This is a genomic window from Pseudomonas sp. AP19 (genome assembly GCF_001728855.1).
In the GTDB taxonomy this organism is placed as follows: domain Bacteria; phylum Pseudomonadota; class Gammaproteobacteria; order Pseudomonadales; family Pseudomonadaceae; genus Aquipseudomonas; species Aquipseudomonas fluorescens.
This window is the reverse complement of sequence record NZ_LXJP01000030.1, coordinates 1-25,523: the sequence shown is the minus strand read 5'-3', so window position 1 is coordinate 25,523 and position 25,523 is coordinate 1. Positions and strand designations below refer to the sequence as shown.

Annotated in this window: 20 protein-coding genes and 1 pseudogene; 15 read left to right on the top strand and 6 right to left on the bottom strand. The window is 61.4% G+C overall.

Annotated features, from left to right (window positions below; all coding sequences use genetic code 11):
- The first annotated feature begins 56 nt into the window (after positions 1-56).
- The 12 genes from A7D21_RS20240 to A7D21_RS20185 are packed head-to-tail and all read left to right on the top strand — an operon-like array spanning position 57 to position 15,420.
- Positions 57-1,496, top strand: coding sequence for an undecaprenyl-phosphate glucose phosphotransferase (locus tag A7D21_RS20240; protein WP_053255388.1), 1,440 nt, complete (start codon positions 57-59; stop codon positions 1,494-1,496).
- The gene (locus A7D21_RS20235; RefSeq protein WP_069552518.1) at positions 1,496-2,956 is read left to right on the top strand and encodes a mannose-1-phosphate guanylyltransferase/mannose-6-phosphate isomerase; all 1,461 of its coding nucleotides are present in this window, start codon (positions 1,496-1,498) and stop codon (positions 2,954-2,956) included. Before A7D21_RS20240 ends, A7D21_RS20235 begins: the two co-directional genes overlap by 1 nt.
- A 1-nt stretch (position 2,957) precedes the next feature.
- Complete coding sequence (locus A7D21_RS20230) at positions 2,958-3,869, top strand: glycosyltransferase family 2 protein (protein WP_053255386.1); 912 nt, start codon at positions 2,958-2,960, stop codon at positions 3,867-3,869.
- A 29-nt stretch (positions 3,870-3,898) separates the two neighbouring features.
- Positions 3,899-4,678, top strand: coding sequence for a polysaccharide biosynthesis/export family protein (locus A7D21_RS20225; protein ID WP_069552517.1), 780 nt, complete (start codon positions 3,899-3,901; stop codon positions 4,676-4,678).
- Positions 4,679-4,692: 14 nt separating this feature from the next.
- Positions 4,693-6,684, top strand: coding sequence for an exopolysaccharide transport family protein (locus tag A7D21_RS20220; RefSeq protein ID WP_053255384.1), 1,992 nt, complete (start codon positions 4,693-4,695; stop codon positions 6,682-6,684).
- Positions 6,684-7,874 (top strand): glycosyltransferase, encoded by a 1,191-nt coding sequence (locus A7D21_RS20215; RefSeq protein ID WP_053255383.1) that lies wholly within the window; start codon positions 6,684-6,686, stop codon positions 7,872-7,874. Before A7D21_RS20220 ends, A7D21_RS20215 begins: the two co-directional genes overlap by 1 nt.
- Complete coding sequence (locus A7D21_RS20210; RefSeq protein ID WP_053255382.1) at positions 7,864-9,192, top strand: cellulase family glycosylhydrolase; 1,329 nt, start codon at positions 7,864-7,866, stop codon at positions 9,190-9,192. Before A7D21_RS20215 ends, A7D21_RS20210 begins: the two co-directional genes overlap by 11 nt.
- Positions 9,193-9,200: 8 nt before the next feature.
- A complete protein-coding gene (locus A7D21_RS20205; RefSeq protein ID WP_069552516.1) occupies positions 9,201-10,418 on the top strand; it encodes a glycosyltransferase family 4 protein in 1,218 nt (405 codons plus the stop codon).
- The gene (locus A7D21_RS20200; protein WP_069552515.1) at positions 10,409-11,512 is read left to right on the top strand and encodes a glycosyltransferase family 1 protein; all 1,104 of its coding nucleotides are present in this window, start codon (positions 10,409-10,411) and stop codon (positions 11,510-11,512) included. Before A7D21_RS20205 ends, A7D21_RS20200 begins: the two co-directional genes overlap by 10 nt.
- On the top strand, positions 11,509-12,942 hold the full coding sequence (locus tag A7D21_RS20195; protein ID WP_053255379.1) for an O-antigen ligase: 1,434 nt from the start codon (positions 11,509-11,511) through the stop codon (positions 12,940-12,942). Before A7D21_RS20200 ends, A7D21_RS20195 begins: the two co-directional genes overlap by 4 nt.
- A gap of 2 nt (positions 12,943-12,944) precedes the next feature.
- Positions 12,945-14,354: a murein biosynthesis integral membrane protein MurJ gene (murJ, locus tag A7D21_RS20190; RefSeq protein ID WP_069552514.1), complete on the top strand. Its 1,410-nt coding sequence runs from the start codon at positions 12,945-12,947 to the stop codon at positions 14,352-14,354.
- 43 nt (positions 14,355-14,397) lie between these two features.
- Entirely contained in the window at positions 14,398-15,420 is a 1,023-nt protein-coding gene (locus A7D21_RS20185; RefSeq protein ID WP_069552513.1) for an acyltransferase family protein, read from the top strand.
- A gap of 59 nt (positions 15,421-15,479) precedes the next feature.
- Here A7D21_RS20185 and A7D21_RS20180 read toward each other — a convergent pair whose 3' ends face one another.
- The 4 genes from A7D21_RS20180 to A7D21_RS20165 all read right to left on the bottom strand — a co-directional run bounded on the left by A7D21_RS20180 (position 15,480) and on the right by A7D21_RS20165 (position 19,882).
- A complete protein-coding gene (locus A7D21_RS20180) occupies positions 15,480-16,064 on the bottom strand; it encodes a DUF4174 domain-containing protein (RefSeq protein ID WP_053255376.1) in 585 nt (194 codons plus the stop codon).
- A 164-nt stretch (positions 16,065-16,228) separates the two neighbouring features.
- Positions 16,229-16,861: a glutathione S-transferase N-terminal domain-containing protein gene (locus tag A7D21_RS20175; RefSeq protein ID WP_069552512.1), complete on the bottom strand. Its 633-nt coding sequence runs from the start codon at positions 16,859-16,861 to the stop codon at positions 16,229-16,231.
- Positions 16,862-16,874: 13 nt separating this feature from the next.
- Positions 16,875-17,453, bottom strand: a complete 579-nt coding sequence (locus A7D21_RS20170) for a GNAT family N-acetyltransferase (RefSeq protein WP_053255374.1) — start codon at positions 17,451-17,453, stop codon at positions 16,875-16,877.
- 71 nt (positions 17,454-17,524) lie between these two features.
- On the bottom strand, positions 17,525-19,882 hold the full coding sequence (locus A7D21_RS20165) for a DNA polymerase II (RefSeq protein ID WP_069552511.1): 2,358 nt from the start codon (positions 19,880-19,882) through the stop codon (positions 17,525-17,527).
- Between the two features lie 217 nt (positions 19,883-20,099).
- On the opposite strand from A7D21_RS20165, the pseudogene A7D21_RS20160 reads away from it, so the two are divergent.
- A pseudogene (locus tag A7D21_RS20160) lies at positions 20,100-22,328 on the top strand (TonB-dependent receptor).
- 69 nt (positions 22,329-22,397) lie between these two features.
- On the opposite strand, the gene A7D21_RS20155 reads toward A7D21_RS20160, so the two are convergent.
- A complete protein-coding gene (locus tag A7D21_RS20155) occupies positions 22,398-22,865 on the bottom strand; it encodes an SRPBCC family protein (RefSeq protein ID WP_053255371.1) in 468 nt (155 codons plus the stop codon).
- A 99-nt stretch (positions 22,866-22,964) separates the two neighbouring features.
- On the opposite strand from A7D21_RS20155, the gene A7D21_RS20150 reads away from it, so the two are divergent.
- On the top strand, positions 22,965-23,366 hold the full coding sequence (locus A7D21_RS20150) for a GFA family protein (protein ID WP_069552510.1): 402 nt from the start codon (positions 22,965-22,967) through the stop codon (positions 23,364-23,366).
- A 1-nt stretch (position 23,367) separates the two neighbouring features.
- Here the strand turns inward: A7D21_RS20150 and mrdA are convergent, their stop codons facing one another.
- Positions 23,368-25,260: a penicillin-binding protein 2 gene (gene mrdA / locus A7D21_RS20145; RefSeq protein WP_053255369.1), complete on the bottom strand. Its 1,893-nt coding sequence runs from the start codon at positions 25,258-25,260 to the stop codon at positions 23,368-23,370.
- A 69-nt stretch (positions 25,261-25,329) separates the two neighbouring features.
- Between mrdA and A7D21_RS36065 the strand changes: the two genes are divergently transcribed.
- Positions 25,330-25,523: hypothetical protein (locus A7D21_RS36065; protein ID WP_218188693.1), on the top strand; the 194-nt coding region annotated here is incomplete at its 3' end.

Below are 25,523 nucleotides of genomic sequence, written 5' to 3'. Positions count from 1 at the left end.
GCGTGCCCTCAAAAGCAGCGAAACAGAGAGCCTGGAGTGCAATGAGGGATGTTTTTATGCGAGAAAAGTCGTCAGTCGTAAGCCTGTTTCTGACCCGTGCGGGTTTTGTTGAATTTTTTGTGGTTTTCGTCAAATTGGTACACGGCCTGACTGCTATCTTGCCACCGCTGGTCCTGGTATTTTTCCTCGACACAATGGCCCCTCAGTTGCGTGCGCACTTCCTCGGCCTGCTGCTGTTTTTTGCAGTGCTGAGCGTGATTCTTTTCCATGCACTGGGGATCTATTCAGAGGAGTTGTTCAGCAATCGTCTGCGCCTGCGGACCAGCATCGTGGCCTGGTCCTCGGCGTTCTGCATCTTGCTGTTCATGTACCAGATCCTGCAGTTTTTCCCGCAATTGACGCCGCGCAACCTGGTGGCGTGGTACTTCGCCAGCCTCGGGCTGTTCTGCCTTGAGCGCCTGGTGATGCTGCGCCTGTATCGCAACCTGATGCGCAAAGGCAAATACCTGCAACGTACGGTGATTTTGGGCTTCACCGACACCGCCGTGCACGTCGCCGACCACCTGCAACGCAACGGCGATATCCGTTCCGGCCTGATCGGTTTTATCGATGACCGCACCGAGCGCATTCCCAAGGAATTGAGTCGTCTGCCCTTACTGGGCAATACCCGTGACCTGGAAAAGCTGATCCGTGCCGAACAGGTCAACCAAGTGATGATCTGCTTGCCGTGGGCCGCCGAGCAACGCATCCACGGGCTGGTCAATCGCCTGCGCCAGATGTCGGTGAACGTGATGCTGGTGCCCGACATGGCGGCCTTGCGCTATGGCCACAGCCGCATCACCGACGTGGGCGGCATTTTGATGTTCAACACCTCGCAGTTGCCGCTGCGCGGTTGGTCGCCATTCATCAAGCGCTGTGAAGATTTGCTGCTGGCCAGCATTGCCTTGGTGGCGCTGTCACCGGTGATGGTGCTGACGGCAATCGCCATCAAGCTCGACTCCAAAGGCCCGGTGCTGTTTCGCCAGAACCGCTTCGGCTACAACGACAACGAGATTCGCGTGTTCAAATTCCGCTCGATGTTCACCGACCAGAGCGACTTCACCGCTGAGCAACAGACCACTCGCCAAGACCCGCGCATCACCCGTGTGGGCCGCATCATTCGCAAGACCAGCATTGACGAGCTGCCGCAGTTATTCAATGTGCTGCTGGGCAATATGTCCATGGTCGGCCCGCGCCCCCACGCCACTGCGACCAAGGCCGCCGGTATTCCGTTCGAAGTCGCGGTGAGCGAGTACAGTTCGCGGCATCGGGTCAAGCCGGGCATCACCGGCTGGGCGCAGATCAACGGCTACCGGGGTGAAACCGATACCCTGATCAAGATCCAGAAACGTGTCGAGTACGACCTGGAGTACATCTCCAAGTGGTCGGTGTGGTTTGACTTGTACATCGTCTTCATGACGATCCCGGCCGTCCTCTCCACCAAGGAAGTCTATTGATGAATACCCTCAACGGATTAATTCCCTGCATTATTTCCGGTGGCTCGGGCACACGGCTGTGGCCGGTTTCCCGTCAGAACATGCCCAAGCCCTTCATGCGCATGCGTGACGGCCAGAGCCTGTTGCAAAAGACTTTCCAGCGCGCGGCCAAACTGCCCGGCGTGGAAAGCGTGCTGACCGTGACCAACCGCGACCTGCTGTTTCGCACCCTGGATGACTACCGCGCAGTCAACAAGGCTCACCTGCCCCTGGACCTGTTGCTGGAACCGTTCGGCCGCAACACGGCGGCGGCCATTGCAGTGGCGGCCCTGCATGTGCAGGCGCATTTTGGCGACGACGCGCAGTTGCTGGTAATGCCCGCCGACCATTTGATTCTCAATGAAGTCGCGTTCGCCGAAGCGGTGGTCCAGGCCCGCGACCTGGCCGAAGCCGGCTACCTGGTCACCTTCGGCATCCAGCCCGACCACCCGGAAACCGGCTTCGGCTACATCGAAAAAGGCGATGCGCTGGGCACCGGCTTCCAGGTCAAACGCTTTGTCGAGAAACCCGACCTGGCCACCGCGCAAGGCTACCTCGACGGCGGCAAGCACCTGTGGAATGCCGGCATGTTCTGCTTCAAGGCCAGCACCCTGGTCGACGAACTCGCCGCCCATGCCCCCGATGTGCTGACCGCGGCCAACGCGGCACTGGAACACAGCCATGACCTGCAAAACAAAACCTCGCGCCAGCGTGAACTGGACCCCGACGCATTCGGCAGCGCGCCGGATATCTCCATCGACGTCGCGTTAATGGAGAAGTCCAAGCAAGTCGCCGTCGTGCCGTGCGACATCGGCTGGAGCGACATCGGTTCCTGGGAAGCCTTGCGCCAACTCACACCCAGCGACGCGCATGGCAACCAGGTCAATGGCGAAGCGATTTTGCATGACGTGCACAACTGCTACATCGACTCGCCCAAGCGCGTACTCGGCGCCGTCGGCGTGCGCGACCTGATCATCGTTGACACCCCCGATGCGCTGCTGATCGCCGACGCCCACCGCAGCCAGGACGTGCGTTTTATCGTCGCCGAACTCAAGCGTCAGAATCATCCCGCGTACAGCCTGCACCGCACCGTCACGCGGCCGTGGGGCACCTACACCGTGCTGGAGGAAAGCACCCGGTTCAAGATCAAGCGCATCGTGGTCAAGCCCCAGGCATCGCTGTCGTTGCAAATGCACCATCACCGCAGCGAGCACTGGGTGGTGGTCAGCGGCGCCGCCCAGATCACCAATGGCGACCGCGAATTTCTGATCAACGCCAACGAGTCCACCTACATCCCGGCCGGGCACAAGCACCGCTTGACCAACCCCGGCATCATCGACCTGGTGATGATTGAGGTGCAAAGCGGTGAGTACCTGGGCGAGGACGACATCGTGCGCTTTGACGACATCTACGGGCGTGCGCCCCTTGACGTGAAAAAGTGACATGCGTACTTCGTTGATCATCCCGACCCGCAACGCGTCCAGTCACCTGGCGCGCCTGCTGCCTGCGCTGAAAATGCAGACCCTGCAACCGGACGAAATGCTGGTGGTCGACAGCGCCTCCAGCGATGACACCGTGGCGCGGTTTCGCGACTTCGGCGCCCGGGTCGAGGTGATCGACGCGCGGGACTTCAACCACGGCGGCACGCGCCGCTGGGCCAGTGAACAGGTGGGTGGTGATGCGCTGATCATGATGACTCAGGACGCGATCCCCGACAGCCCCGAGACCTTCGCCAACCTGCTTGACGAATTGCAGCAAGACCCGCGCAGCGGCGTGGCGTACGGCCGGCAATTGCCACACCCCGGCGCCGGTGTGCTGGGCGCGCAGTCGCGGCATTTCAACTACCCGGCCCAGAGTCGCAGCAAGCGCCTGGCCGATGCGCCGGAGCTGGGCATCAAGACCTGCTTCAGCTCCGACTCTTTTTGCGTCTACCGACGCAGCGCATTGCAGGCCGTCGGCGGCTTTCCCGTCGATGTGATCGGCAGCGAAGACGCCTACGTCGCTGCGCGCATGCTTCTCCAGGACTACACAGTGCGCTACGCCGCCACCGCGCGGGTGTATCACTCCCACGATTACCGACTCATGGATGAGTTTCACCGCTACTTCGACATTGGCGTGTTCTACGGTCGCGAGACGTGGATTCGCCAGGCCTTTGGCGATGCAGGTGGTGAAGGTAAACGCTATGTACTGGCTGAGATCGCGGCCTTGCGCGCAGCCGGTGCATTGCACCGCGTACCCGAAGTACTGGTGCGCAGCGCGTTCAAGCTGCTCGGCTATCGGCTGGGCCAGTTGGAACGCCGGCTCCCCCTCGCCCTCAAGCGGCGCATCAGCATGTTCCCCGGTTATTGGAGGTGAGCATCATGACCCACAGGAAGTCCCCCTTGATGAAAAGAACCTTGCTCGTCCTGGCCATGATGGCGTTGGCCGCCTGCAATACGCCCGCACGCATCGTCCCACCGGACGACCAGACCATCGAAGACGGCAAGCGCGCCCTCGACCAACTCGCACAGCTGCCAGTGGCCGTGGAACGCATCCGCGTCGGCGACCAGCTGCGTATCGTGCGTGATGCCGGGGAGATGCCGACCTTGTCCGCGTTCAACGTCAGCACGATTTACGAGCTGACGCTGTACACGGTGCAAACGGACGGCAAGATCAATTACCCGTTCCTGGGCCCGATCCAGGTCGCCGGTCGCCAACCCTCGGAACTGGCCAGCGAGCTGACTAACAAGCTGGCGCCGGTGTACCGCGAGCCACGGGTGACGGTGAACATCAACCAGGCTCCGGGTAACTCGGTGATCGTCGGCGGCGCGGTGAACAACCCGACCGCAGTGCAGATCGGCACGGCCAACACCCTGGAGCAAGCCATTGTCGGCGCCGGCGGGGTGAACCCCTCGGGCGATGCGAGCATGGTTGCACTGCTGCGTGAAGATGCCCAGGGCGCCTATCACGCCTACTTCCTGGATTTCAGCCAATACCTCAAACCCGGTCCCAACGGGCGTAAATCGGTGCGCCTGCAACGCGGGGATGTGGTGTTCGTACCTAAATCCAACGTGGGCGAGCGTATCCAAGGCGTGGACACCTACTTGAACCAACTGATCCCGTTCACCAAGTCGATCGGGGTTGGCTACAACTACACGCGAACCAGCAGCAGTTCCAGTAACTAAAGGAGCGACATCCCATGATCGAGATCCGTTCTTTTCGTGATCTTCTGCGCCTGTTCTTCATCTTCCGGCAAGAGTTCAAACTGGCCGCCATCGCGGCGCTGGTGATCATTCTGCTGGGTGCATTTTTGCTGCCGGCCAAGTACGAATCCACCGCGCGCCTGTTGGTCAAGCCGGGGCGTGATTCCACCTTGCCGATCGAGATCAGCAACCGTCAGGCGCTGGTGATGCCCAGCACCCAGCGCGACCCGATTGTCGACGAGGAACGCTTGCTGACCGGGCGCCCGATTGTGCGCACCGTCGCCGAGCATTATCTGGAACTGATCGACAACGCGCCGCCGCCTGAAGGCTTCTGGAAGCGCACCAAGTACTACGTCAAGGCCGGCGTGGGTGCGGTGTTCGATGGTATTCGCGTGGTACTTGAAACCGTTGGCATTGTGGAAAAAACCACGCCGGTGGAACGCCTGGCCGCGAGCCTGGAAAAAAACTTCGAGGTCAGCCACGCCGCAGGTTCCACGGTGATGGATATCAGCTTCAGGTGGGGCGACCCGGAAATTGCCCAGGCCGTGGTCAAAGACTGGGTCGAGACCTACATCACCGAACGCACCCAGGCGCTGGGTCGCAAGAGCCTGTACGCGTTCTATGAAGGTCAGGTGAACACCAGCGCCACCGAGATCAAGAGCTATAAGGAGCAGATCCTCAAGCACTTGAATGAGATCGGCGCGGCGAGCATCACTGATCGCCTGGAAGACTTGTCCGAACGCATCAACGTGCTGCGCGGCGAGACCTTCAACACCAGCCGCCTGATCGCCTCGTCCGACAGCGCGCTCCAGAGCACACGCGATCAACTGAAAACCCAACCCAAGGAAGTCACCACCGTACGCCAGATCGCGCTGAACCCGCAGCAGCAGGATTTGCGTCGCCTGCTGAACCAGAAGCTGCTGGAAAAAGCCGACATGATGCGTACCTACACCGACAACGCGCCGCCGGTCAAAGCCCTGGATGCGTCGATTCGTGCGATGCAAGCCCAGGTCGCCAGTGAGAGCAACACGGTGCAATCTTCCGAAAACCGGGCGCCGAACACCCTGGAAATCCACTTGCAGCGCGTGCTGCTGGACGAGTCGAGCAACAACCTGGCGCTGCGCACCCAACTTGTGCAGCAGCAAAAACAACTGGTGAACCTCGAAGCCCAACGCAAAGAGGCCATGGAGATCGAACCGGAACTGGCGCGTCTGGCACGCGAGCTGAGCGCTACCGAACGCAACTACGCGCTGTACGTGGACAACCTGGAAAAGTCACGCATCGACCGTGAACTGGACAAGAGCCAGATCAGCAATATTGCGGTGATCGAAGAAGCCACCCTGAACCCGGGTCGCATCTTTCCGAAAACCCTGGTGATGCTGCTACTGGCGATTCCGTTTGCCATCGTCGTCGGTTTGCTGGTGATTTACCTGTGCTACCTGTTGGACCAGCGTATTCATGACGGCGGCCTGGTGGAGCGCAAGTTCGGTCTGCCACTGTGGACCACGTTGCCGGAGCTGGACACCAGCACCGCGCAAAGTACCAACGCGTTCAATGCGAGTATTTACCGGCTGTACGGGTTGCTGCAGTTGGACCGTATTGCCGAGCGAGGCATGACCCTGGGGCTGACCTCGGCGCGTCATGGTGAAGGGGTGACCTTCGTGGTCGAGCAACTGCGCCAATTGCTGCAGGAAAACGGCATTGCCGTGCGGGTCGGCGGCGCGGAGCCTGCTGCACCGGGCGAACTGGTGCTGCTGGATGCCTCGGCGCTGCTGGATAACCGCGATGCGTTTATCAACCTGCGCCGTGCCGACTTGATCGCCCTGGTGGTAGAAGCGCAAAAAAGCACGGTGCCGGTGGTGGAACACGCCCTGTCGATCCTCAACACGGCGTTCGGCAAGGTGGATGGCATCATCATCAACCGACGCAAATTCGAAGTGCCGGCCAAGGTGCTTAAAACGATCGCCAAGTACCGGGGAGCGTTCTGATGCACATCGCCTTGCTTGCGCCTTTGCCTCCGGAAAAAAATGGTATCGCCGACTACGCGAACCATTTCAAGACGGCATTGGAACAGCTGGGCGTGACGGTGGCGACACCGTTGAGTGGCGTGGAAGGCACTAGCGAAGCGATCAAACAGGCCATCGCCGCGTTCGACTGGCACAGCGTGGACCTGGTCCACGCTGAGCTGGGTGGCGGCCGGCTTGGGGAGTTTCTGGCCCTGCGCGAGTTGCGCAAGGCTTACCCCAGGCTACCGCTGACCGCCACCGTGCATGACCCGGAACGCATGGTGTGGCGGCGCGAGCACCTGCCCTTCCCGCTGAACCTGCTGCAACATTTGCCCAGCCCATTGCCGCAGGCGGCCGTGGTGCTCGCCGACCCGCTCACCTTGCGCGAAGAGCGCCATGTCGCCCAAGGCCTGACGCGGCTGATTACCCTGACCCGCCTCGGCGCTGATTGCCTGAGCCAGCGCATGCACCTGCCGACCGGCAAAGTGGCGGTTATCAACCACGCCAACCTGGCGATTGCACCGGCGCCCTTACCGCCGCTGGACACCTTACACCTGCTGTATTTCGGTTTTATCTACCGTGGCAAAGGCATTGAAGACCTGTTGCAGGCCCTCGCCGATGTGTTCAAGCAAGCCCCCGAATTGCGTGACCGTGTGCGCCTGACCCTGGCCGGTGGCACGGCCGCCGAAATGGCGTTTGGCGCAGGCGGCAACTACCTGGAACAGTTGAACAGCCAGATTGCCGAACTCGGCCTGGCGGGCGCCATCGACTGGCGGCTGAACTTGCCGGCCAGCGAGATTGCCCAAACCATCCAGGCACACCACGTGATGGTGCTGCCGTACCGCGAATCGAAGAAGCTCGGCCTGCTGGGGCGCCAACGCGGCACCAGTGGCGCGCTGTCCTGGGCCGCCGCCTGTGGGCGCGGGGCAATCACCTCGGATGCGCGGGCGTTTGCCGAAGAGGTCGCCAGTGGCAATGGCGCGATCTATCCCCAAGGCGATGTGACCGCGTTGAGTGAACAACTCTTGCGCCTGGCGCGCACACCGACATTGGCGCGCGACTGGGCCGAACGCGCCGCGCAAATCGGCCGTGACCGCCTGTGGCCGTTGACCGCAGAGCAGTTCAAGCAACTCTTCGAGCAGGCGATTGCAGGAGCCCCTTATGGTGCGTAAACGGACTTATCTCGCCACCCTTGCGGTGATTGCCGCGCTCGGCCTGACGGCCTTCATGTGGGGGCGCCAGGCTGACGCCGAGAACCATGTACTCAAGGGCAACAAAGTGGTGGTGTGGAAGGACTTCCTGGGCGTGAACGCGCAGTTCCTGTGGTTCAGCCCCACGCTGTATCAGTTGCAGATCGACCGCCTCAAGGCCTTGGGCCTGCAATGGGTACGCCTGGATTTGCATTGGGATCAATTGGAACCCGCCGCAGGCCAGTATCAGATCGCAACCCTTGATCAGTTGGTGGGCAAGCTGCAAGACAATCAGCTCAAATCGGTGTTCTACCTGGTGGGCTCGGCGCCCTTCATCACCACCGCACCGGCCGGCGCGCCGTATCAGGACCAGTATCCGCCCAAGGACCCGAACGTCTTCGCCAACCGCATGGCACTGCTCTCGCAACGCTACCCCAGCGTGGATGCCTGGCAAGTCTGGAATGAGCCCAACCTGCTCGGGTTTTGGCGCCCGGCAGCTGACCCGGCAGGCTACGCCAGCCTGTTGACCGCCACCGCTGCTGCATTGCGCACTGTGGATGCCAACAAACCCGTGGTGGCTGCCGGCATGGCGTTCTTCAGCGAAATGCCCAACGGCCAAACCATGCTCGCCGCCCTCGGCGCACTGGGTGTGACCGGCTTGAACACGGTGATTTCCTATCACCCCTACACCCAGTTGCCCGAAGGCAACGACCCGGCGAACCTGGACTTTATCGCCAAGACCACCGCGCTCAACCAGACCCTGCGCGCCAGCGGTGTAAAAACCCTGTGGAGCACCGAATGGGGCTGGTCGAACTACCCTGGGCCGAAAGAAGCCCAGGACCTCATAACCTTGCAGGGCCAGGCCGATTACGTGGTGCGCCGGGTAGCGCTGATGAGCGCGATGGATTTCGACAAGATCTTCCTGTTCACCCTGAGCGACCTGGATCAACGCGCCAGCGTGCGCGACCAGTCTTATGGCTTACTCGACATCGACGCCAACCCCAAGCCGGTCTACACCGCCTTGAAGAATTTCCTCGACGTGAGTGGGCCACAACTCACCCCCGGCGACCCGCCCACTGCCGACCAATTGCCCGACGGCCTGTTCAGCATCGGCTGGACCCGCGCCGACGGTCACAAACTATGGTTTTTCTGGTCGGCCCAAGGCGGTAACGCGCACTTGCCCAACCTCACCAGCGCCACCCTGTACGACCCGTTGCGCGGCACGCAAACGCCGGTGAGTGGCACAAATGGGCTGACCGTTGCGGTCAAGTCGAACCTGCAAATTCTGTTATGGGATTAAAGCCCGCCATGCGCATTTTATGGATCCTGCCCTACTCGCCCTGGCCCGCCACAAGCGGCGGCAAGACGCGCCAGTTCCACCTGCTGCGCAGCCTGGCTGCACGTGGGCATCGGATCACCTTGCTGCTGCATGACAAGCACCCGGTGTCGCTGACCGACCGCCACGTACTCGAAGCGTTCCTGGAGCAACTGATCGTACTGCCACGCCGCCCGCTGCGCAGCGTGAAAACCCTGATGGCCGGGCTGTTTGCGCCCTACCCGCTGCTGGCCAGCGTGAATGGTTTGTCGGGCGCGCTGCAAGACACCTTCAATCAATTGCTCAAAGAGCACTGGGACGTGGTGCAGATCGAGCACACCTACGCCTTCCAGCCCTATGAAGACGCCCTGGCACGCACATCCCAGCCTTTCGTGCTGACAGAACACAACGTTGAGTCGGCGCTGGGCGCGGCCACTTACGATCGCCTGCCGCGCTGGGCGCTGCCGTTCATTCGCTACGATCAATGGCGCTACGCGCGCTGGGAACACCGCGTGATGCGCCAGGCAGCGCAGGTGGTGGCGGTCACCGAAAGCGATGCACAGGTGCTGGCCAGGATTGCCGGCAAACCGGTGCCGGTGGTGGTCAACGGCGTGGACTGTGATCACTTTGCTGCGGCTCACCCCGACCCATCGACGCGCCGCGTGTTGTTCCTCGGCAACTATGAATACGCGCCCAATGTGGACGCCATCGAATGGGCCCTGGATGAAATCCTGCCCAAGGTCTGGGAACGCTGCCCGGATGCGCGCATGAGTGTGTGCGGTTTCGGCATGCCCGACAGCTGGCGTGAACGCTGGAAGGACCCGCGCATTGAGTGGCAAGGGTTTGTGCCGAACCTGTTGAGCCTGCAGTCGAGCTGTTCGGTGTTTCTGGCGCCCTTGCGCCATGGCGGCGGTTCCAAATTGAAAGTGCTGGAAGCGCTGGCCGCCGGGTTGCCGTTGGCGAGCACCGAACAAGGCGTGTCGGGCCTGGATCTGGTGGAGGGCCTGGATTACCTCGGCGGGCAAACCGCCGACAGCCTGGCGGACGCGGTGGTGCGCCTGCTGCAATCTCCCGACGCCGCCACGCCGATGGGTGAAGCGGGCCGCGCGTATGTGCGCCGGGCCCATGACTGGAGCGTCGCCGCCAGCCAACTGGAGCAGGTGTACGCAAGCCTGTCGCCGCTAAGCCAAAAGGCACCCGCATGCGTATAGGCCTGGATTACCGCACCGTCGGCACCTCGCCGCAATCCGGGATCAGTCGCCAGGTGTACGCGCTGGAAAATGCCCTGCGCGCGCTGCCGGATGTCGAGCTGGAACGGTTTACGGTGGCCCCGCTGGGCGATGAAACCCGCCTGCAGGCCCACTGCCCGGCGTGGGGCTGCGCGAAGACAGCCATGCACCAGCCGCAGAATCGCCTGCGCTTCGAGGCTGGTTTTCTGCCACGCGCGTTGCGTGAGCAGCACATCGACCTGTACATCAGCACGTTCAATATGGGCCTGCCGCTGCCTCCCAAGCCGAAGGGTCTGCGCACCGTGGTGCTGTTGCATGACCTGTTCCAGATCACCCTGAACAACTACCACGCCAACCGTTTGAAGGCACTGATCTACAAGACCAGCGATCGACTCTCGATCGCCTATGCGGTGCGCAGCGCCGATCGGGTGTGGACGCCCTCGCAGTACAGCGCCGATGAAACCGCGCGGCTGTTCCCCAAGGCGGCGGGCAAAATTCGCGTATTGCCCAATCAAGTGGAGGGTTTTGTCGACCTGGCTGCGGACCTGTTGGCACGCCAGTTGCCGGAACATTACTGGCTGCTGGTCGGCACCCGCGAGTTGCGCAAGAACGTGCCGTTTCTGGTCGACGCCTGGCAACAGGCGCGGCGCCTGTCTCCTCGCGTACCCGAGCTGGTGCTGGTAGGCAGCCTCGATCACCTGCCCGAAGCCCAGCGCAGCCTGCCGGGTATTCGCGCCCTGAGCGGGGTGTCAGATGCGCAACTGCATGGGCTGTACCGCAAGGCGTCGCGCCTGTGGCAGCCGTCCTATGCCGAAGGTTTTGGCTTGCCGGTGATTGAAGCCCTCAGTGTCGGCACACCGGTAGCGGTGGCCAGCGGCACGTCGCTGGATGAGATCACGCCGCCTTCGGCCCCGCGCTTTTCGCCCAGCGACGGCCCCGCGCTGGTGCAATTGATGGTCGAACTGGTGAGTCGTGCCACCGAAGATTCCCCCGAACAACGCAAGCTGTGGGCACAACGTTTCAACCACCAGGCTTACAGTCGACGCCTGGCCGAACTGATCGAGGAATTGAAATGAGACTCTCCCTGGCAAGCCTCGTCGCCATCCTCTTCGGCCTGCTGTTTGGCGCACTCGCGTTGATGCTGTCGCCAGCCAAAGCGTTCCTCGCCGTGATCGGCCTGGCGGCGGCGGTCACCATCCTGCGCTTCCCGTTCTGGGGTTTGTTGCTGTTCGCCGGGGTCGCGACCTTTATGCCGTATTCGACCCTCAACCTGGGCATTCGCAGTACGGTGAGCGAAGCCGTCCTCGCGCTGACCTGGGGCGCGGTGGTGTGGCACAGTTTTCTGTCGCGCGTGCCTGAGACACCCAGGCTGTCACGGCGCCCCACCGACCAGGCACTGTTGTGGCTGATGCTGTTCAGCGTGTTCCCGTTTATCGTCGGCCAGGTCAGCATCCACGCCGACACCAGCGGCACGGCCAACTGGCTGCGCTGGTTGCTGAACCTCTCGGGCGTGTTCCTCTGCGCCAAGTTGCTGACCGGCTACAAGCAGCGCGAATCGCTGGTCATCGCCCTGCTGCTGGGCACGCTGGCGATGCTGGTGCTGTCGATTGCAGTGTTTGTGCGTACCCGCTCGGGAGCGGGCATTGCGCCGATCCTGGCGGTGTTCAATTACGGCAACTTCGACATGTTGAAATTCGGCCTGGAGGCGATGGCATCGCGGATGGGCTCGCCGTGGATGCACCCGAATGCCATCGGCGGGATCATGGCGCTGCTGCTGCCCCTGGCGTTCTGCTACGGCATGACCGAACAAGGCTGGAAACGCGCGCTGGGCCTGGGCGTGGCGTGCCTGGGCGCTGCGGCCTTGCTGCTGGCCAGTAGCCGTGGCGCGATGGTCAGCCTGGCGCTGGTGCTGATGTGGATGGCGACGCGCCGCGTGCCGTACACCGGGCGCCTGTTGATGATCGGCGCCGCCCTGACGGTGGCACTGGTGATCGCTTACCCACCGTTGCAGGATCGCCTGGCGACGATTTTTTCCTCGAGCAACGCCAGTACCGAAGTGCGCGTCGATGAATACCGCATGTTCCCGCAGGCGGTGGCGGCGTATCCGTTCGGCATTGGCTTCAAGGTCGACCCTCCGGTGCCGGGCACTTTGTTGCTGGGGATCTCCAACCTGTGGCTGAACCTCATCTACAAGATCGGCATTGTCGGCATGCTGCTGTTTGTCGCCGTCACCGTGCGCTGGTGGCGTGAGGCGCGCCCGGAAAAAGGCCCTATTCGCCTGACCAAGGACAACGCGTTGTGGCTGGGCAGCACGGCCGGGATTCTCTCGGCGCTGGTCAGCGGTTTGTTTGACCACTACTTCAGCTTCGCGGTGGTGATGGTGGCGCTGTTCTGGCTGATGGTGGGCCTCAACGTGCTGGAGGCACGCCGACTGTTTCCGGCACGCCTGCCACAGCTCAAGACCGTGGTGTATCGCAAACCGATCCTTGACGGCGCGCGGCCTTAGCCATGCTCGGTTCTGCCGTCTGGCTGACGCTTGCGACCTTGCTTGGCCTGTGCCTTGGGTTTGCCCGCGAGTGGTTGCTGGTGGCCGCCTGGGGCGCGGGCGAACGCAGCGACGCGTTCCTGATCGCGCTGTTTTTGCCTGAGGCGTTGCGCATGTCGCTGGCCGGTGGCGTATTGAGCGCCGCCGCGCTGCCGCTGTACCTGCAACGCAAGGACGCTGAACGCCTGGATTGGCTGGCGGTGCTGTTCCCGGCACTGGTGCTGATCGCGCTGGTCACCAGCCTGTTGCTCACACTGTTGGCGCCGTGGCTGGTGCAGTTACTGGGGCCGGGTCTGGCGGCCAGCGCAACCACGCTTGCCGCCAGCAACCTGCAGATCGTGGCCTGGTGCGTGCCGGGGTTGATGCTGCATGCGCTGTTCAGTATTCCGTTGCAGGCCAGTGAGCGATTTGTGCTGGCGGGCCTGGGTTCACTGCTGTTCAACCTGCCGCCGGTGACATACCTCGCCCTGGCGGGCACCGCGACGCAACCGCACGCCCTCGCGCTGGCGTGCCTGGCCGGCAGCCTGTTGATGCCACTGGCACTGCTGCCGTCGATCTGGCGTCAGGGCTGGCGGCCGTGGCACTGGCAGTTGGCGTTCACGCCGTTGCGCGAGCTCGGCCAACGCATCGGGCCGCTGCTGCTCAGCAATGGTGCCAGCCAGGGGTTGGCGTTGATCGAACGCCTGGTGGCGTCGTTGCTCGGCGAAGGCGCCGTCACCTGGGTCAACCTCGCCCGCAAACTGATGAACCTGCCGCTGATTGCGCTGATGAGCCTCAACCAAGTGTTGCTGGGCATGATGAGCCGACGCCAGGGCGATGAGCGCCTGGCCTTGCTCAAACGCGGCCTGGAAACCGCCAGCGTGCTCACGTTGCCGGCCGGCGTCGGCCTGGTGGCCGCAGCCCCCAGCCTGGTGGCGTTGTTGCTGCCCAAGCAATCGGCCGACTCGCCCTTGCCCCTGCTGCTGGCCTGGTTTGCCGTGCCGCTGGTATTTGGCGCGTGGAACGCGCTACTGGCGCGGTATGCCTATGCCGCCGGCGATACACGCCAGCCGTTGCGTTGCGAGTTACTCGGTAGCCTGGTCAATATGCTGTTGCTCGGGGCCCTGCCCTTCGTGTTTGGCCTGGCGGGTATTCCATTGGCCGCATTGGCAGGTGTGATTTGCACCGCATTGCTGCTGATGCAGCGCCAGTCGTTGCTCGGCGCCCTGCCCTGGGCGCGGCAATGGCTGCTCAGCGCAGGGTTGATGGGCCTGGCGGCGCTGGGGTTGTTTCGAATTCAAGGCGTGTGGCTGCAACTGGGTCTGAGCACCCTGGCCGGCGCCGTGGTGTTGTTGAGTATGGGGCTGTGGCTAAAGCCATGGCGCAAGGCATGAATGAGCGTTTGGGGGTGGTCACGTGAAACATCGTTGGATACAGATGGATATTGCCAAAGGCATCGGCATCCTGATGATCGTGTATGGCCACAGCTGGTTTGTCGCTAACTCGCCGGACCTGCAGTATCCGATCATTGCCTCGTTCATATTGCCGTTGTTCTTTTTCTTGTCCGGGGTGTTCTTCAAGCCCGAACAACCGTTTGTGGAAATGGCGATACGCAAGGCCGACGGCCTGCTCAAGCCATTTTTCTTCACCATGCTGGTGTACGTGATCGTACGCGCGGTGTTGCGCGGGCAACCGCTGCTGCCGGATATCGGCGGTGTGCTGTACGCCTCGGTGGACACCATTCCGTGGCAAGCCCTGTGGTTTCTGCCGCATTTCTGGGTGGCGATTCTGTTCAGTTGGTTGATCCTGCGACTGATCCAGCGTCTGAAACTGCCACTGCCGGTGAGCTGCCTGCTGATAGTGGCGCAATTGCTGATCGGTATTTGGGTATTGCCGTGGTTCTGGCAAATCCCGGTGACCGTCGGCGGGCACACCTGGACGCTGCCCGGCCTGCCCTTCAGCCTTGAGATCACCTTGATCAGCAGCACCTATTTCATCTACGGCTACCTGTTGCGCGACTGGCTGCGCAGGCATGAGGGCTCGCTGCTGACGATGGTGATTGCGGTAGCGTTGTTTGCCGCCGTGTTCCTCTACAGCCACGCCACCATGGACCTGGCACAACGGCGCTACGACCACTGGTTGTGGACCAGCCTGCTGGCGGTGATTGGCGTGTACGCGTGCTGGGCATTCGCGCGGGTACTGATGGTGTCGGCCGTGATCACGCGGGCGATGACGTATATCGGCCAATCGACCCTGATCCTGTTGATCTTCCATGGTGAAATCCAGCACAAGACCGTCGACCTGATGGAGCGCCTGGGTCTGCACCCCCTCCTGGCCGCTTGCCTGGGCCTGGTGGTGGCGGTGGTCGTGCCGTTGCTGATCGGCGAAGTGATCAAGCGGGTGGCGTTCTTGCGGTTTTTCTACTTTCCGTTCCCGGTGCGTAAAGCCCCAAAAACCTGAAACCGCCGCAAAACAACTGTGGGAGCCGGCAAGCCCGCTCCCACAGGGGTTAGGTGTGTTCAATCATCGAGTGGTTGCGCGGCAGGCTTGCTGCCGGGTTTTGCCGGCTTGGCAGCTTTGGCACCCTTGGCTGGAGCAGGGGCGGCAGGCTCCGGTTCGGCAGGCGCGGCCAAGTCTTTTTCGGCCTGGGGCATCTGGTCGATGGCGCTGAAAAACGCCTTCAGATCGAGGGTATCCGGTGGCACGGTTTTCTCGACTTTCTTCTCGCCGTCCTTACCCACCAGAATCACCTTGGTGCCGCTGCCGGCACCCAACTTGAGGGCGCGGATCAACGCGTTGGTTTCAGGCGGCGTGAGCTTTTTGTTGTCCTTCGGGTCCTTGGCGAACTTCTCCCCTTCAGCACCGATACTGCCGAACTTGACGGTGTAGAAGACCATGCTGCGCTCTTCAAAGGACTGCTTGTTGGCAGGCTCGTCCAGCTGTTTCTTGAGGGTGGCCAACGTTTCGTTGCCGGAATCCAACTCCACCACCACCAACGGACGGGACTTGCCCAAGTCCTGTTTGAGCGGGTTGATATCATCCGCGGCCAACAGCGGCCCCGTAAAAGCCATCAAGGTAGCCAGGGTCAGCGACCGGATGAGCATGCGCACCTCCTTTGAATTCCATGCAGGGTTCTTGAGTTTCATGTCTGCGACAGTCAAATTCAAGGATGATTCCTACACCACGTTAAGAAGCGTAGGTCAGGACGCCCGCGACGCAAGGGGCCGCGTGGGGGTAACGGTCATTGTTTCTTCTGATTGCAGAAACATTACGAGACGTCCCAGTCCGGCCAATGTCGCGCAAAGACGGGCGCCACGACCGGGTCGCTATCCACATGGGCCAGTGTCTGGGCAAAGCCTGGCGCCAAGTTGCCCAACACCTCGCGCGCCTCGTCCCAACGCGACACCGCGGCGGCCATGATGCCGAGCGCATTCGGCAACGCGCTCGGGGCGAACAACTGGTCGGCAAACTGCTCGGCGAACACCACCCACGCATGATGCAGATAACGGCGCGTACCGCTGATCAATTGCGCCTGCACCGCGTCATCCGCATCCCCCAGCCAGCGCTGCGGGTAGTCGATGATGCCGATTGCCGAGTAGCAATTGGCGGCGATGTACACCAGGCCACGCAGGATCTGCGCGCGGTTGCCGGCCAGCAGCTGGGAAGCGGGAAATTCCAGGCCCAGGTGGATCAGGATAGCGGCGCTTTCGGTCAGCACCTGCCCATCGGGGGTGACCAGGGTCGGTATCTGTTTGAGCGGGTTAATCCGTGCGAGGGCTTCGCTGCCCTCGCTGTGTTCCCAGGAGCTGGCGTCGATGCGGCGCCACGGCACTGCGCAACGCTGCAGGGCAATTTCGATCATGCAGGAGCCGGACTCATCAATGCCGTAGAGCGTGTACATGCGCGTTTCCTCCTTATCGCAGCAGCTTGGCCTGCAAATTGGCCTTCACCTGCGGCCATTCCGAATCGATGATGCTGAAGCGCACCGAGTTGCGCTTGCGCCCGTCGGGCATGATGCGTTCGTGACGCACGATGCCTTCTTGCACGGCCCCCAGACGCAGGATGGCGGCACGGGATTTTTCGTTGAGTTCATCGGTGGTGAACTGCACCCGCACACACTCCAGCACGTCGAAGGCGTAGGTCAGCAGCAACAATTTGGATTCGGTGTTGACCGCGGTTTTTTGCGTCGATTGCGCCAAAAAGGTATGGCCGATCTCGAGCTTGCGGTTCACCCGGTCAACCTTCCAGAAGCGTGTACTGCCGACCACCTGGCCGCCGTCGCGACGCACGATGGCAAACGGGATCATGGTGCCGGCCGCACGCCCGGCCAGGGCGAGGTCTAGGTACTTGCCGACCGTTTCGGGGCCGGGCACGTTGGTGACGTTGAGGTTCCAAAGCTCGCCGTCGGCGGCAGCTTCGACCAGCGCAGCCGCATGTTCACGTTGCAGGGGTTGGAGTTCGACCGTAGTGCCGGTCAGCGTGATCTGGGTCATGGAAAGGTGCGCCGTCCGAGGGGTGTTCAGAGGTCAAGAGTGCAGGCTCTCACCGTCTCCAGGCAAGCGATTTAGAACAGGCCCATTTGCCCGCCGACCAAGGTGCCGAAATCATCATTTACGAACGGCAGGATCGCATCGGCAACCGGCTGCAATTGCCTCGTAACGTAGTGGTCGTAGTCGATCGGCGCCTGCCGCACCTCCAGCGGTTCCGGGCCGTTGACGCTGATCACATAACGGATCCAGCCACCGCGCTGGTATTGACGTGGGCGCCCGAGGCGGTCGTTGTATTCATCCGCCAGACGCGCAGCACGCACATGGGGCGGGACGTTACGTTCGTAGTCATCCAGCTGACGCCGCAGGCGCTTGCGGTAGATCAGCAGGTCGTCGAGTTCGCCGCTCAAGGTTCGACGCACGTAGTCGCGCACGTAGTCTTGGTGAGGCTGACGATGGAAGATGCGCTGGTAGAGTTCCTGCTGGAATTGCCGGGCCAGGGGCGACCAGTCACTGCGCACGGTTTCCAGGCCTTTGTAGATCATGTCTTCGCTGCCATCGGCGCGCACGACCAAGCCGGCGTAACGCTTTTTGCTGCCCTCCTCCGCACCGCGAATGGTCGGCATGAGGAAGCGGCTGAAATGGGTTTCGTATTGCAGTTCCAGGGCGCTTTGCAGGCCGAACTCATTGAGCAAGTGCGCACGCCACCAGGCATTGACGTACTGCACTAATTCCTGGCCGATGCGGCTGGCGTCCTCTTGGGAATGAGCGCCGCCAAGCCACACGAACGTGGAGTCGGTATCGCCGTAGATCACCTCATAGCCCTTGGTCTCAACCAACTCACGTGTCTGGCGCATGATCTGGTGGCCACGCAGGGTGATTGACGACGCCAACCGGGTGTCGAAGAACCGACAGCCGCTGGACCCGAGCACACCATAGAAGGCGTTCATGATGATTTTCAGGGCTTGGGACAGTGGCGCGTTGTGTTCGCGCTTAGCCACTTCGCGCCCTTCGGAAACGCGTGCGACGATGGACGGCAAGCAGTGCCGGCTACGCGAAAAACGCGCACCGCGAAAACCTTCCACCGACTCGCTGTCGTCGGGGTGCTTGAGGCCTTCGATCAGACCGACCGGGTCGATCAGGAAGCTGCGGATAATTGACGGGTAGAGGCTTTTGTAATCCAGCACCAGCACCGACTCGTAGAGGCCGGGCCGCGAGTCCATGACAAACCCGCCAGGGCTGGCCTGCGGTGGTTTGTCGCCCAGGTTCGGCGCGACAAAGCCCTGGCGGTGCATCAACGGCATGTACAGATGGGTGAACGCGGCGACGGAGCCGCCGTTGCGGTCGGCCGGCAACCCGGTGACGCTGGCCCGTTCCAGCAGGAACTTGAGCAGCTCGGTCTTCTCGAAAATCCGCGTGACCAGCTCGCAGTCCTTGAGGTTGTAGCGTGCCAGCGCGGGCTTGTCCTCGGCGAACATGCGGTTGATCTCATCCATGCGTTGGTACGGCGTGGAGATATCCTTGCCTTCGCCAAGCAGGGTTTGTGCGACGTTTTCCAGGCTGAAGGACTCGAAACTCCAGGTGGCCGAACGCAGGGCTTCGATGCCGTCGATAATCAGGCGCCCCGCTGCTGCAGCAAAATAGTGATTGCGGCTGCCATGCTCACGCCAGGCCATGGCTTCACCTCCACGGCCGAGCAGCAATGGCACATTGAGGCGCTGGGCATGTTCATGGAGTACACGCAGGTCGAACTGCACCACATTCCAGCCGATGATCGCGTCGGGGTCATGGGCGGCGAGCCACACGTTGAGGCGTTCGAGCAATTGGGCGCGGGTGTCGCAGTAGTCGAGTTTGAAGTCGACGGCGTCGGTCTTGTTCGGCGGACCGAGCATGTAGACCTGGCGCTCGCCGCAGCCTTCGAGGGCAATGGAATACAGGTCGCCTTGGGCGGTGGTCTCGATGTCCAGGGACACCAGTTTCAGCGGCGGGCGGTAGTCGGGCGCAGGTTTCATCTGGGCGTCGAGTACCGTGCCATCGGCGTCCGGTGTGCCACCGAACCATACCGGTGCGGTGATGAAACGCTCCATCATGTAGCGCTCGGGCGGCCGCACGTCGCCTTCGTACACATCAACGCCCGCGGCACGCAGGCGTTTTTCCAGGTCCATCATTTGGCGGTGTTGGCGGGTGTAGAGGCCCAGGACCTGGCGATGATGGAAGTCACACAGTTGCAACGGGCGCAGTTCGATATCGCGCTCGTCCTTGAGCAGCCAATCCAGATGCTTGCGATGGGCCTCGGGGATAAACATGACCGAGGTTTGCATGGGTAGGCGGATACACTGCGGCCCGAGATCCGTGGCCAGCCAGAAACTGACCTCCGTGCCCGCCGGGGTGTCGCGCCAATGCCGGGTCAGGACAAAACCCTGCTGTAAATCCACCGTACCGCACCTCAGGAATCGCTTTCAGGGCGTGATTCTACTCGGCATCCGGCCAAACGCGGCACGTTAACGCGCACGCAGACTGCAATCCCACAAATTTGTTGCAGAACATTAATAACAATCACTATCATTCGCGCCGGAGTCGTATCCGCGCAGCGAGGAAGCGCAACGCTGTTGCCCTTTTCCTCACATTGACGGTTAGCCGTCAGGATCGACCATGCCCACCTGCAGCCGACCTTCTTTACCGTTTCGCCCGACCCTGCTCGCCCTTTGCTGCTCCCTGAGCCTCGCAGCTCATGCTGCAACCCCCCTACAGGATGCGGACAACCGTTCGGATAGCAAGCCACTGGAATTGGGCGCCACCCGCATCGATGCCGATGCGCCCGCGCCGAATGCCCTGCCCCCGGTTTACGCTGGCGGTCAGGTTGCACGCGGTGGCCAATTGGGAGTTCTGGGTAACCAGGACATCATGGATGTGCCCTTCAGCATGTCCTCCTACACCGAAAAATTGATCCGCGACCAGCAGGCGCAAACCGTCGGCGATGTGTTGCTCAACGACGCCTCCGTGCGCCAGGCATCGGGCTATGCCAACCAGGCCCAGGCCTTCGTGATTCGCGGCTTGCCACTCAATGGCGACGACATTTCGTTCAACGGTTTGTACGGCATCCTGCCGCGCCAGATCATGTCCACCGACGCCCTGGAACGGGTTGAAGTGTTCAAGGGCCCCAACGCTTTTATCAACGGTGTAACGCCCGGCGGCTCGGGCATTGGCGGCGGCGTAAACCTGCAACCCAAGCGCGCCGATGAGGTGCCGCTGCGCCGTTTCAGCACGGATATCAGCAGCGATGGGCGAGTTGGCGAGCACCTCGACATCGGACAGCGTTTTGGCGAGGACAACCGCTTTGGTGCGCGGGTGAACCTTTCCCAGCGTGAAGGCGATACTGCGGTCGACGATGAGAACCAGCGTTCGAAGCTGTTCTCCGTCGGCCTCGATTACCGCGGTGATGCACTGCGTTTGTCGGGTGACTTTGTTTATCAGAAGCAACAGGTCAACGGCGGCCGCAATACGGTGTTGCTGGGCAGTGGGCTGACCCATCTCCCCAACGCCCCATCCGCCGCTACCAACTACGCGCCGAACTGGGGCACCACCAGCCTCGAGGACACCTTCGGCATGCTGCGCGGCGAGTACGACCTCAACGACCACTGGAGCGCCTATATCGCTGGCGGCGCCAAGCACACCAACGAGATCGGGCGTTACTCGTCGGTCACCCTGAAAGACGCATTGGGTAATGCCACCGTCAGCGGCTCGAACATTGCTCACCAGGAAGACAACACCAGCCTGATGGCCGGCCTGAACGGCAAGTTCCAGACAGGATCGGTCAGCCACCAATTGAACCTGGGCCTGACTGGCATCTGGACCCAGGCACGCAACGCCTTTGACTTTGCCTCCGGCACCCAGGCGACCAACCTGTACAACCCTGTCGAGGTGGCCGCACCCGCCAAGGGCGGTTATAACGCCGGCAGCGACCTGAACAATCCAGGTATCACTGCCAAGACATTCGCCCGCAGCGCGGCGGTGTCAGACACCGTTGGTTTCATGGATGACCGCCTGCTGTTCACTGCCGGTCTGCGCCGTCAGGAACTGGTGGTTCAGGGCTATGCGTAAGGTACAGGCACGCGCACCGCCAACTACGCCAAAGGCATCACAACGCCGGTGTATGGCCTGGTATTCAAACCCTGGGACCACGTGTCGTTTTACGCCAACCACATCGAAGGCCTGGCTTCAGGGCCAACCGCGCCAACCACGTTTGGCAGCGCCACCGTGACCAACGCCAACCAGACCTTTGCACCGGCTCGTTCGAAACAGACCGAGGCCGGCGTCAAGCTGGATATGGGCGCCTATGGGGCGACTTTGGGTGTCTACCGAATCGAGCAACCGACTCAGGGTTACTCCCAACTGAACGCAGATCAAAGTGCGACCTTCGTGTTCCAGGGCGAGCAAGTCAACAAGGGCGTAGAACTGAGCGTCTTCGGTGAGCCGGTCGACGGCCTGCGCCTGCTGGGCGGCGCGACGGTTATTCACACTGAAGTCAACGGCACGCAAAACGGCGCCAACGACGGCAACCGTGCTATCGGTGTGCCGACGTTCCAACTCAACGCCGGTGTGGACTGGGATGTGCCCGGCCTGCAAGGCGTGAGCGTAAACGGCCGCATGTTACGCACCGGCGGCCAGTACGCCGATGCGGCAAACAACCTGAGCCTGCCGACCTGGAACCGCTTCGATGTGGGTGCTCGCTACAACTTCAAAGTGGCTCAGCGCGATGTGACAGTGGGCGCTACCGTGGAAAACGTGGCGAATACCAAGTACTGGGAGTCAGCGTTGGGGGGCTATCTGACCCAGGGCGATCCGCGGGTGGCCAAGTTGTCGGCGACGGTGGATTTCTAGTCACCCGGCACCACGGTTCAAGAAGGCTGACAGTAACGAAGACGGGCATCCTAGAGATGCCCGTTTGGGTCAAGCCCGACGGGCCTGGCCGAGATAGGTTTCGATGTTGCTCATTTGCTCATCCCAGCCACGGGAATTCATCTTGAACGCTTTCTGGCGTCGGGCCTCGGGCACCGCATCGAAGCCTGATTCGACTACCCGTAGCAGGATGCCGGGCGCACGATCTTCGAGGGTGAATTCGACCAGGGTCGGTGTTTCCTTGTCGTAGTCCACGTCCTTCTCCACCGCGTAGGGATGCCAGCGGAAAGAGAACAGCGTTTGTGGCAGGACGCGTTCGATCCTGGCCTTCCACACCACATGTTCGTAGCCGGGGTAGGTTATCGGCGCCTCGATGGTTTCCCCAGCAGCAAAGGTTTTACCCTTGAGGGCAATGCCGAACCAGCTACCGAATTGCTCAGCATCGGTGAGTGCTTCCCAGACCTGTTTGCGTGAAGCGTTGAGCAGGACCTTTCGTTCGATGCGATCTAATACATGCATAAGTCACCTCCTCCATTGACAGTAGGCGACATCGACCAATGCGCAACCTTGGATTGTGCGCAATGATGACGACCCTATCCTTGATCCGACACTACGTTTATGACTGACCCATTGAATGGAAGTTGCTTCTGCAAAGCGGTGCGCTATCAAATTGACAGCCTGGATATGCCCATCAGCCACTGCCATTGCGACAGCTGCCGCAAGGTGCATGCCGCCGCATTTGTGAGCACGGCCGGGGTGATGCGCGAGCACTTTCGCTGGACGCAGGGTGAAGACCTGTTGTCGGCGTTTGAGTCATCGCCGGGCAAACTCAGGCATTTCTGCTCGCGCTGCGGCTCACATCTGGTGGCAGAGCGCGGGCATCAGCCCCATGTGATCGTGCGGGTGGCGACACTGGATGATGATCCGGGTGTCCGGCCCACCTCGCACATCTGGACAGCCCATGACGTGCCCTGGCTGGCTTATGAAAGCCTGGAACAATGGGGTGAGTGGAAAGCCTGACTTAAACGTGCGGGTCACCTGGCGCTTTGGCGGGCGTCGCATACTGCGGCTTCAGGTGGCCTTCCTGGTCGAGCAGCCAGGCGTCCATGATTTGCCGCACCACGGGACCTGCCACGCGGCCACCGGCCTCGCCGTTCTCAATCATCACCGAGATCACGATTTTCGGGTGTTCAGCCGGCGCGAAGCCAACGAACAGCGCGTTATCACGATGGCGCTCAAGGGTCTTGTTACGGTTGTAGCGCTCACCTTGCTTGATCGCCACCACCTGCGCGGTACCACTTTTGCCAGCAATCCGGTATTGGGCGCCAAGCGCCGCCGCACGGGCGATACCCCGCGGGTCGTGCATCACCAGTTGCATGCCGTGGTTGACCTGCTCCCAATCACGCGGATCTTTCAGAACCACATTGGGCATGGGGTTTTCGTCGACCGGCGGCACGCCATTGATGGTCTTGGCCAAGTGCGGCCGGTTCCATACACCTTTGTTGGCGATCAACGCTGTGGCCTGCGCGAGCTGCAACGGCGTGACCTGCATGTAACCCTGGCCAATGCCAAGGATTACGGTTTCGCCCGGGAACCAGGGTTGACGGCGTGTCGCACGTTTCCAGGCCTGGGAAGGCATCAAGCCGGCCGACTCTTCGAACATGTCGAGGGAGACCTTCTGACCGAGGCCAAATTCGGCCAGGTAGTCGTGCAGGCGGTCGATGCCCAGTTTATGAGCCAGGTCGTAAAAGTAGGTGTCATTGGAGCGCATGATGGCCGCGTCCATGTCCACCCAGCCGTCGCCGCTGTGGTTCCAGTTGCGGTATTTATGGTCGAAATCGGGCAACTGGTAGTAACCGGGGTCGAACACCCGGGTTTGTGCGGTAACCACACCACTGTCCAGACCGGCGATGGCCACTTCCGGCTTGATCGTCGAACCCGGCGCGTAAAGCCCGCGCAGCACGCGGTTGAACAGCGGCCGATCGATGGAGTCGTGCAGCGCAGCGTATTCCTTGAAGCTGATACCGGTGACGAACAGGTTCGGGTCAAAGCTCGGCTTGCTGACCATGGCCAGCACTTCACCGGTTTGCGGGTCGAGGGCGACGACCGAACCACGGCGGTCGCCCAAGGCCTCTTCGGCGGCTTCCTGGAGTTTGACATCGAGGCTCAGGACGATGTTTTTGCCGGGGATCGGATCGGTGTGCTTGAGCACGCGTAATACGCGACCCTGGGCATTGGTCTCGACCTCTTCATAACCGACATGGCCGTGCAGTTCGGACTCGTAGAAGCGCTCGATACCGGTCTTGCCGATGGACTGGGTGCCACGGTACTCCACCGAATCAAGCGCCTTGGATTCTTTTTCATTGATTCGGCCGACGTAGCCAATCGAATGGGCGAAATGCGCGCCCAGAGGGTAATGGCGCACGAATTGCGGCTCGACGTCGACACCGGGCAGGCGGAACTCGTTAACCGCCAATAAGGCGATCTGCTCTTCGGTCAATTCGTAGAACAACGTAACGGGCACAAAAGGATGTCGGGCCTGCTTCAGCGCCTTGTCGAACACAGCGCGATCTTCGGCCGGCAAATGCAGCAAGTTGACGATGGCGTCCAGTTCGCCCTTGAGGTCGGTGGTGCGCTCGCGAGTGATAGTCAGGTTATAGCTGGGACGGTTGTCGGCCAGCACCACGCCATTACGGTCATAAATCAGCCCGCGAGTCGGCGTAATCGGCAATACGTGGACGCGGTTGTTTTCGGAAATCGTCGAGTGATAGTCGTACTGCACCACCTGCAGGAAATACATACGCCCGACCAGCGCACAGGTGATGCCAATCACCAACAGCGCGCAAGCGAGTAAACGCTTGTTGACCAGGCGGTTTTCTTTTTCGTGATCTTTGATCGGTATCGGTTCAGGCATTTCTACAGCATCTCGTTGAAGAAGGTCGACGCCGCGTCCTGCGGATGAAAGATCAATCCTTGTGAAAATGTGCTGCACCATACCAAAAATGCAGAAACACTTTGCATCGATTTCCCCAACGGCATGCTGTTTTGTCAGGAGAGGATCGATTTTGGCTCCGGAAAGGCCTCCAGATCAGTGGGCGTTCGTATGACGCGAAGTGTGTCGCTGACAGAAATTGGGACAGAAGCAGGAAGGGTTTTAGGAAAACCAGAATTTTTTAC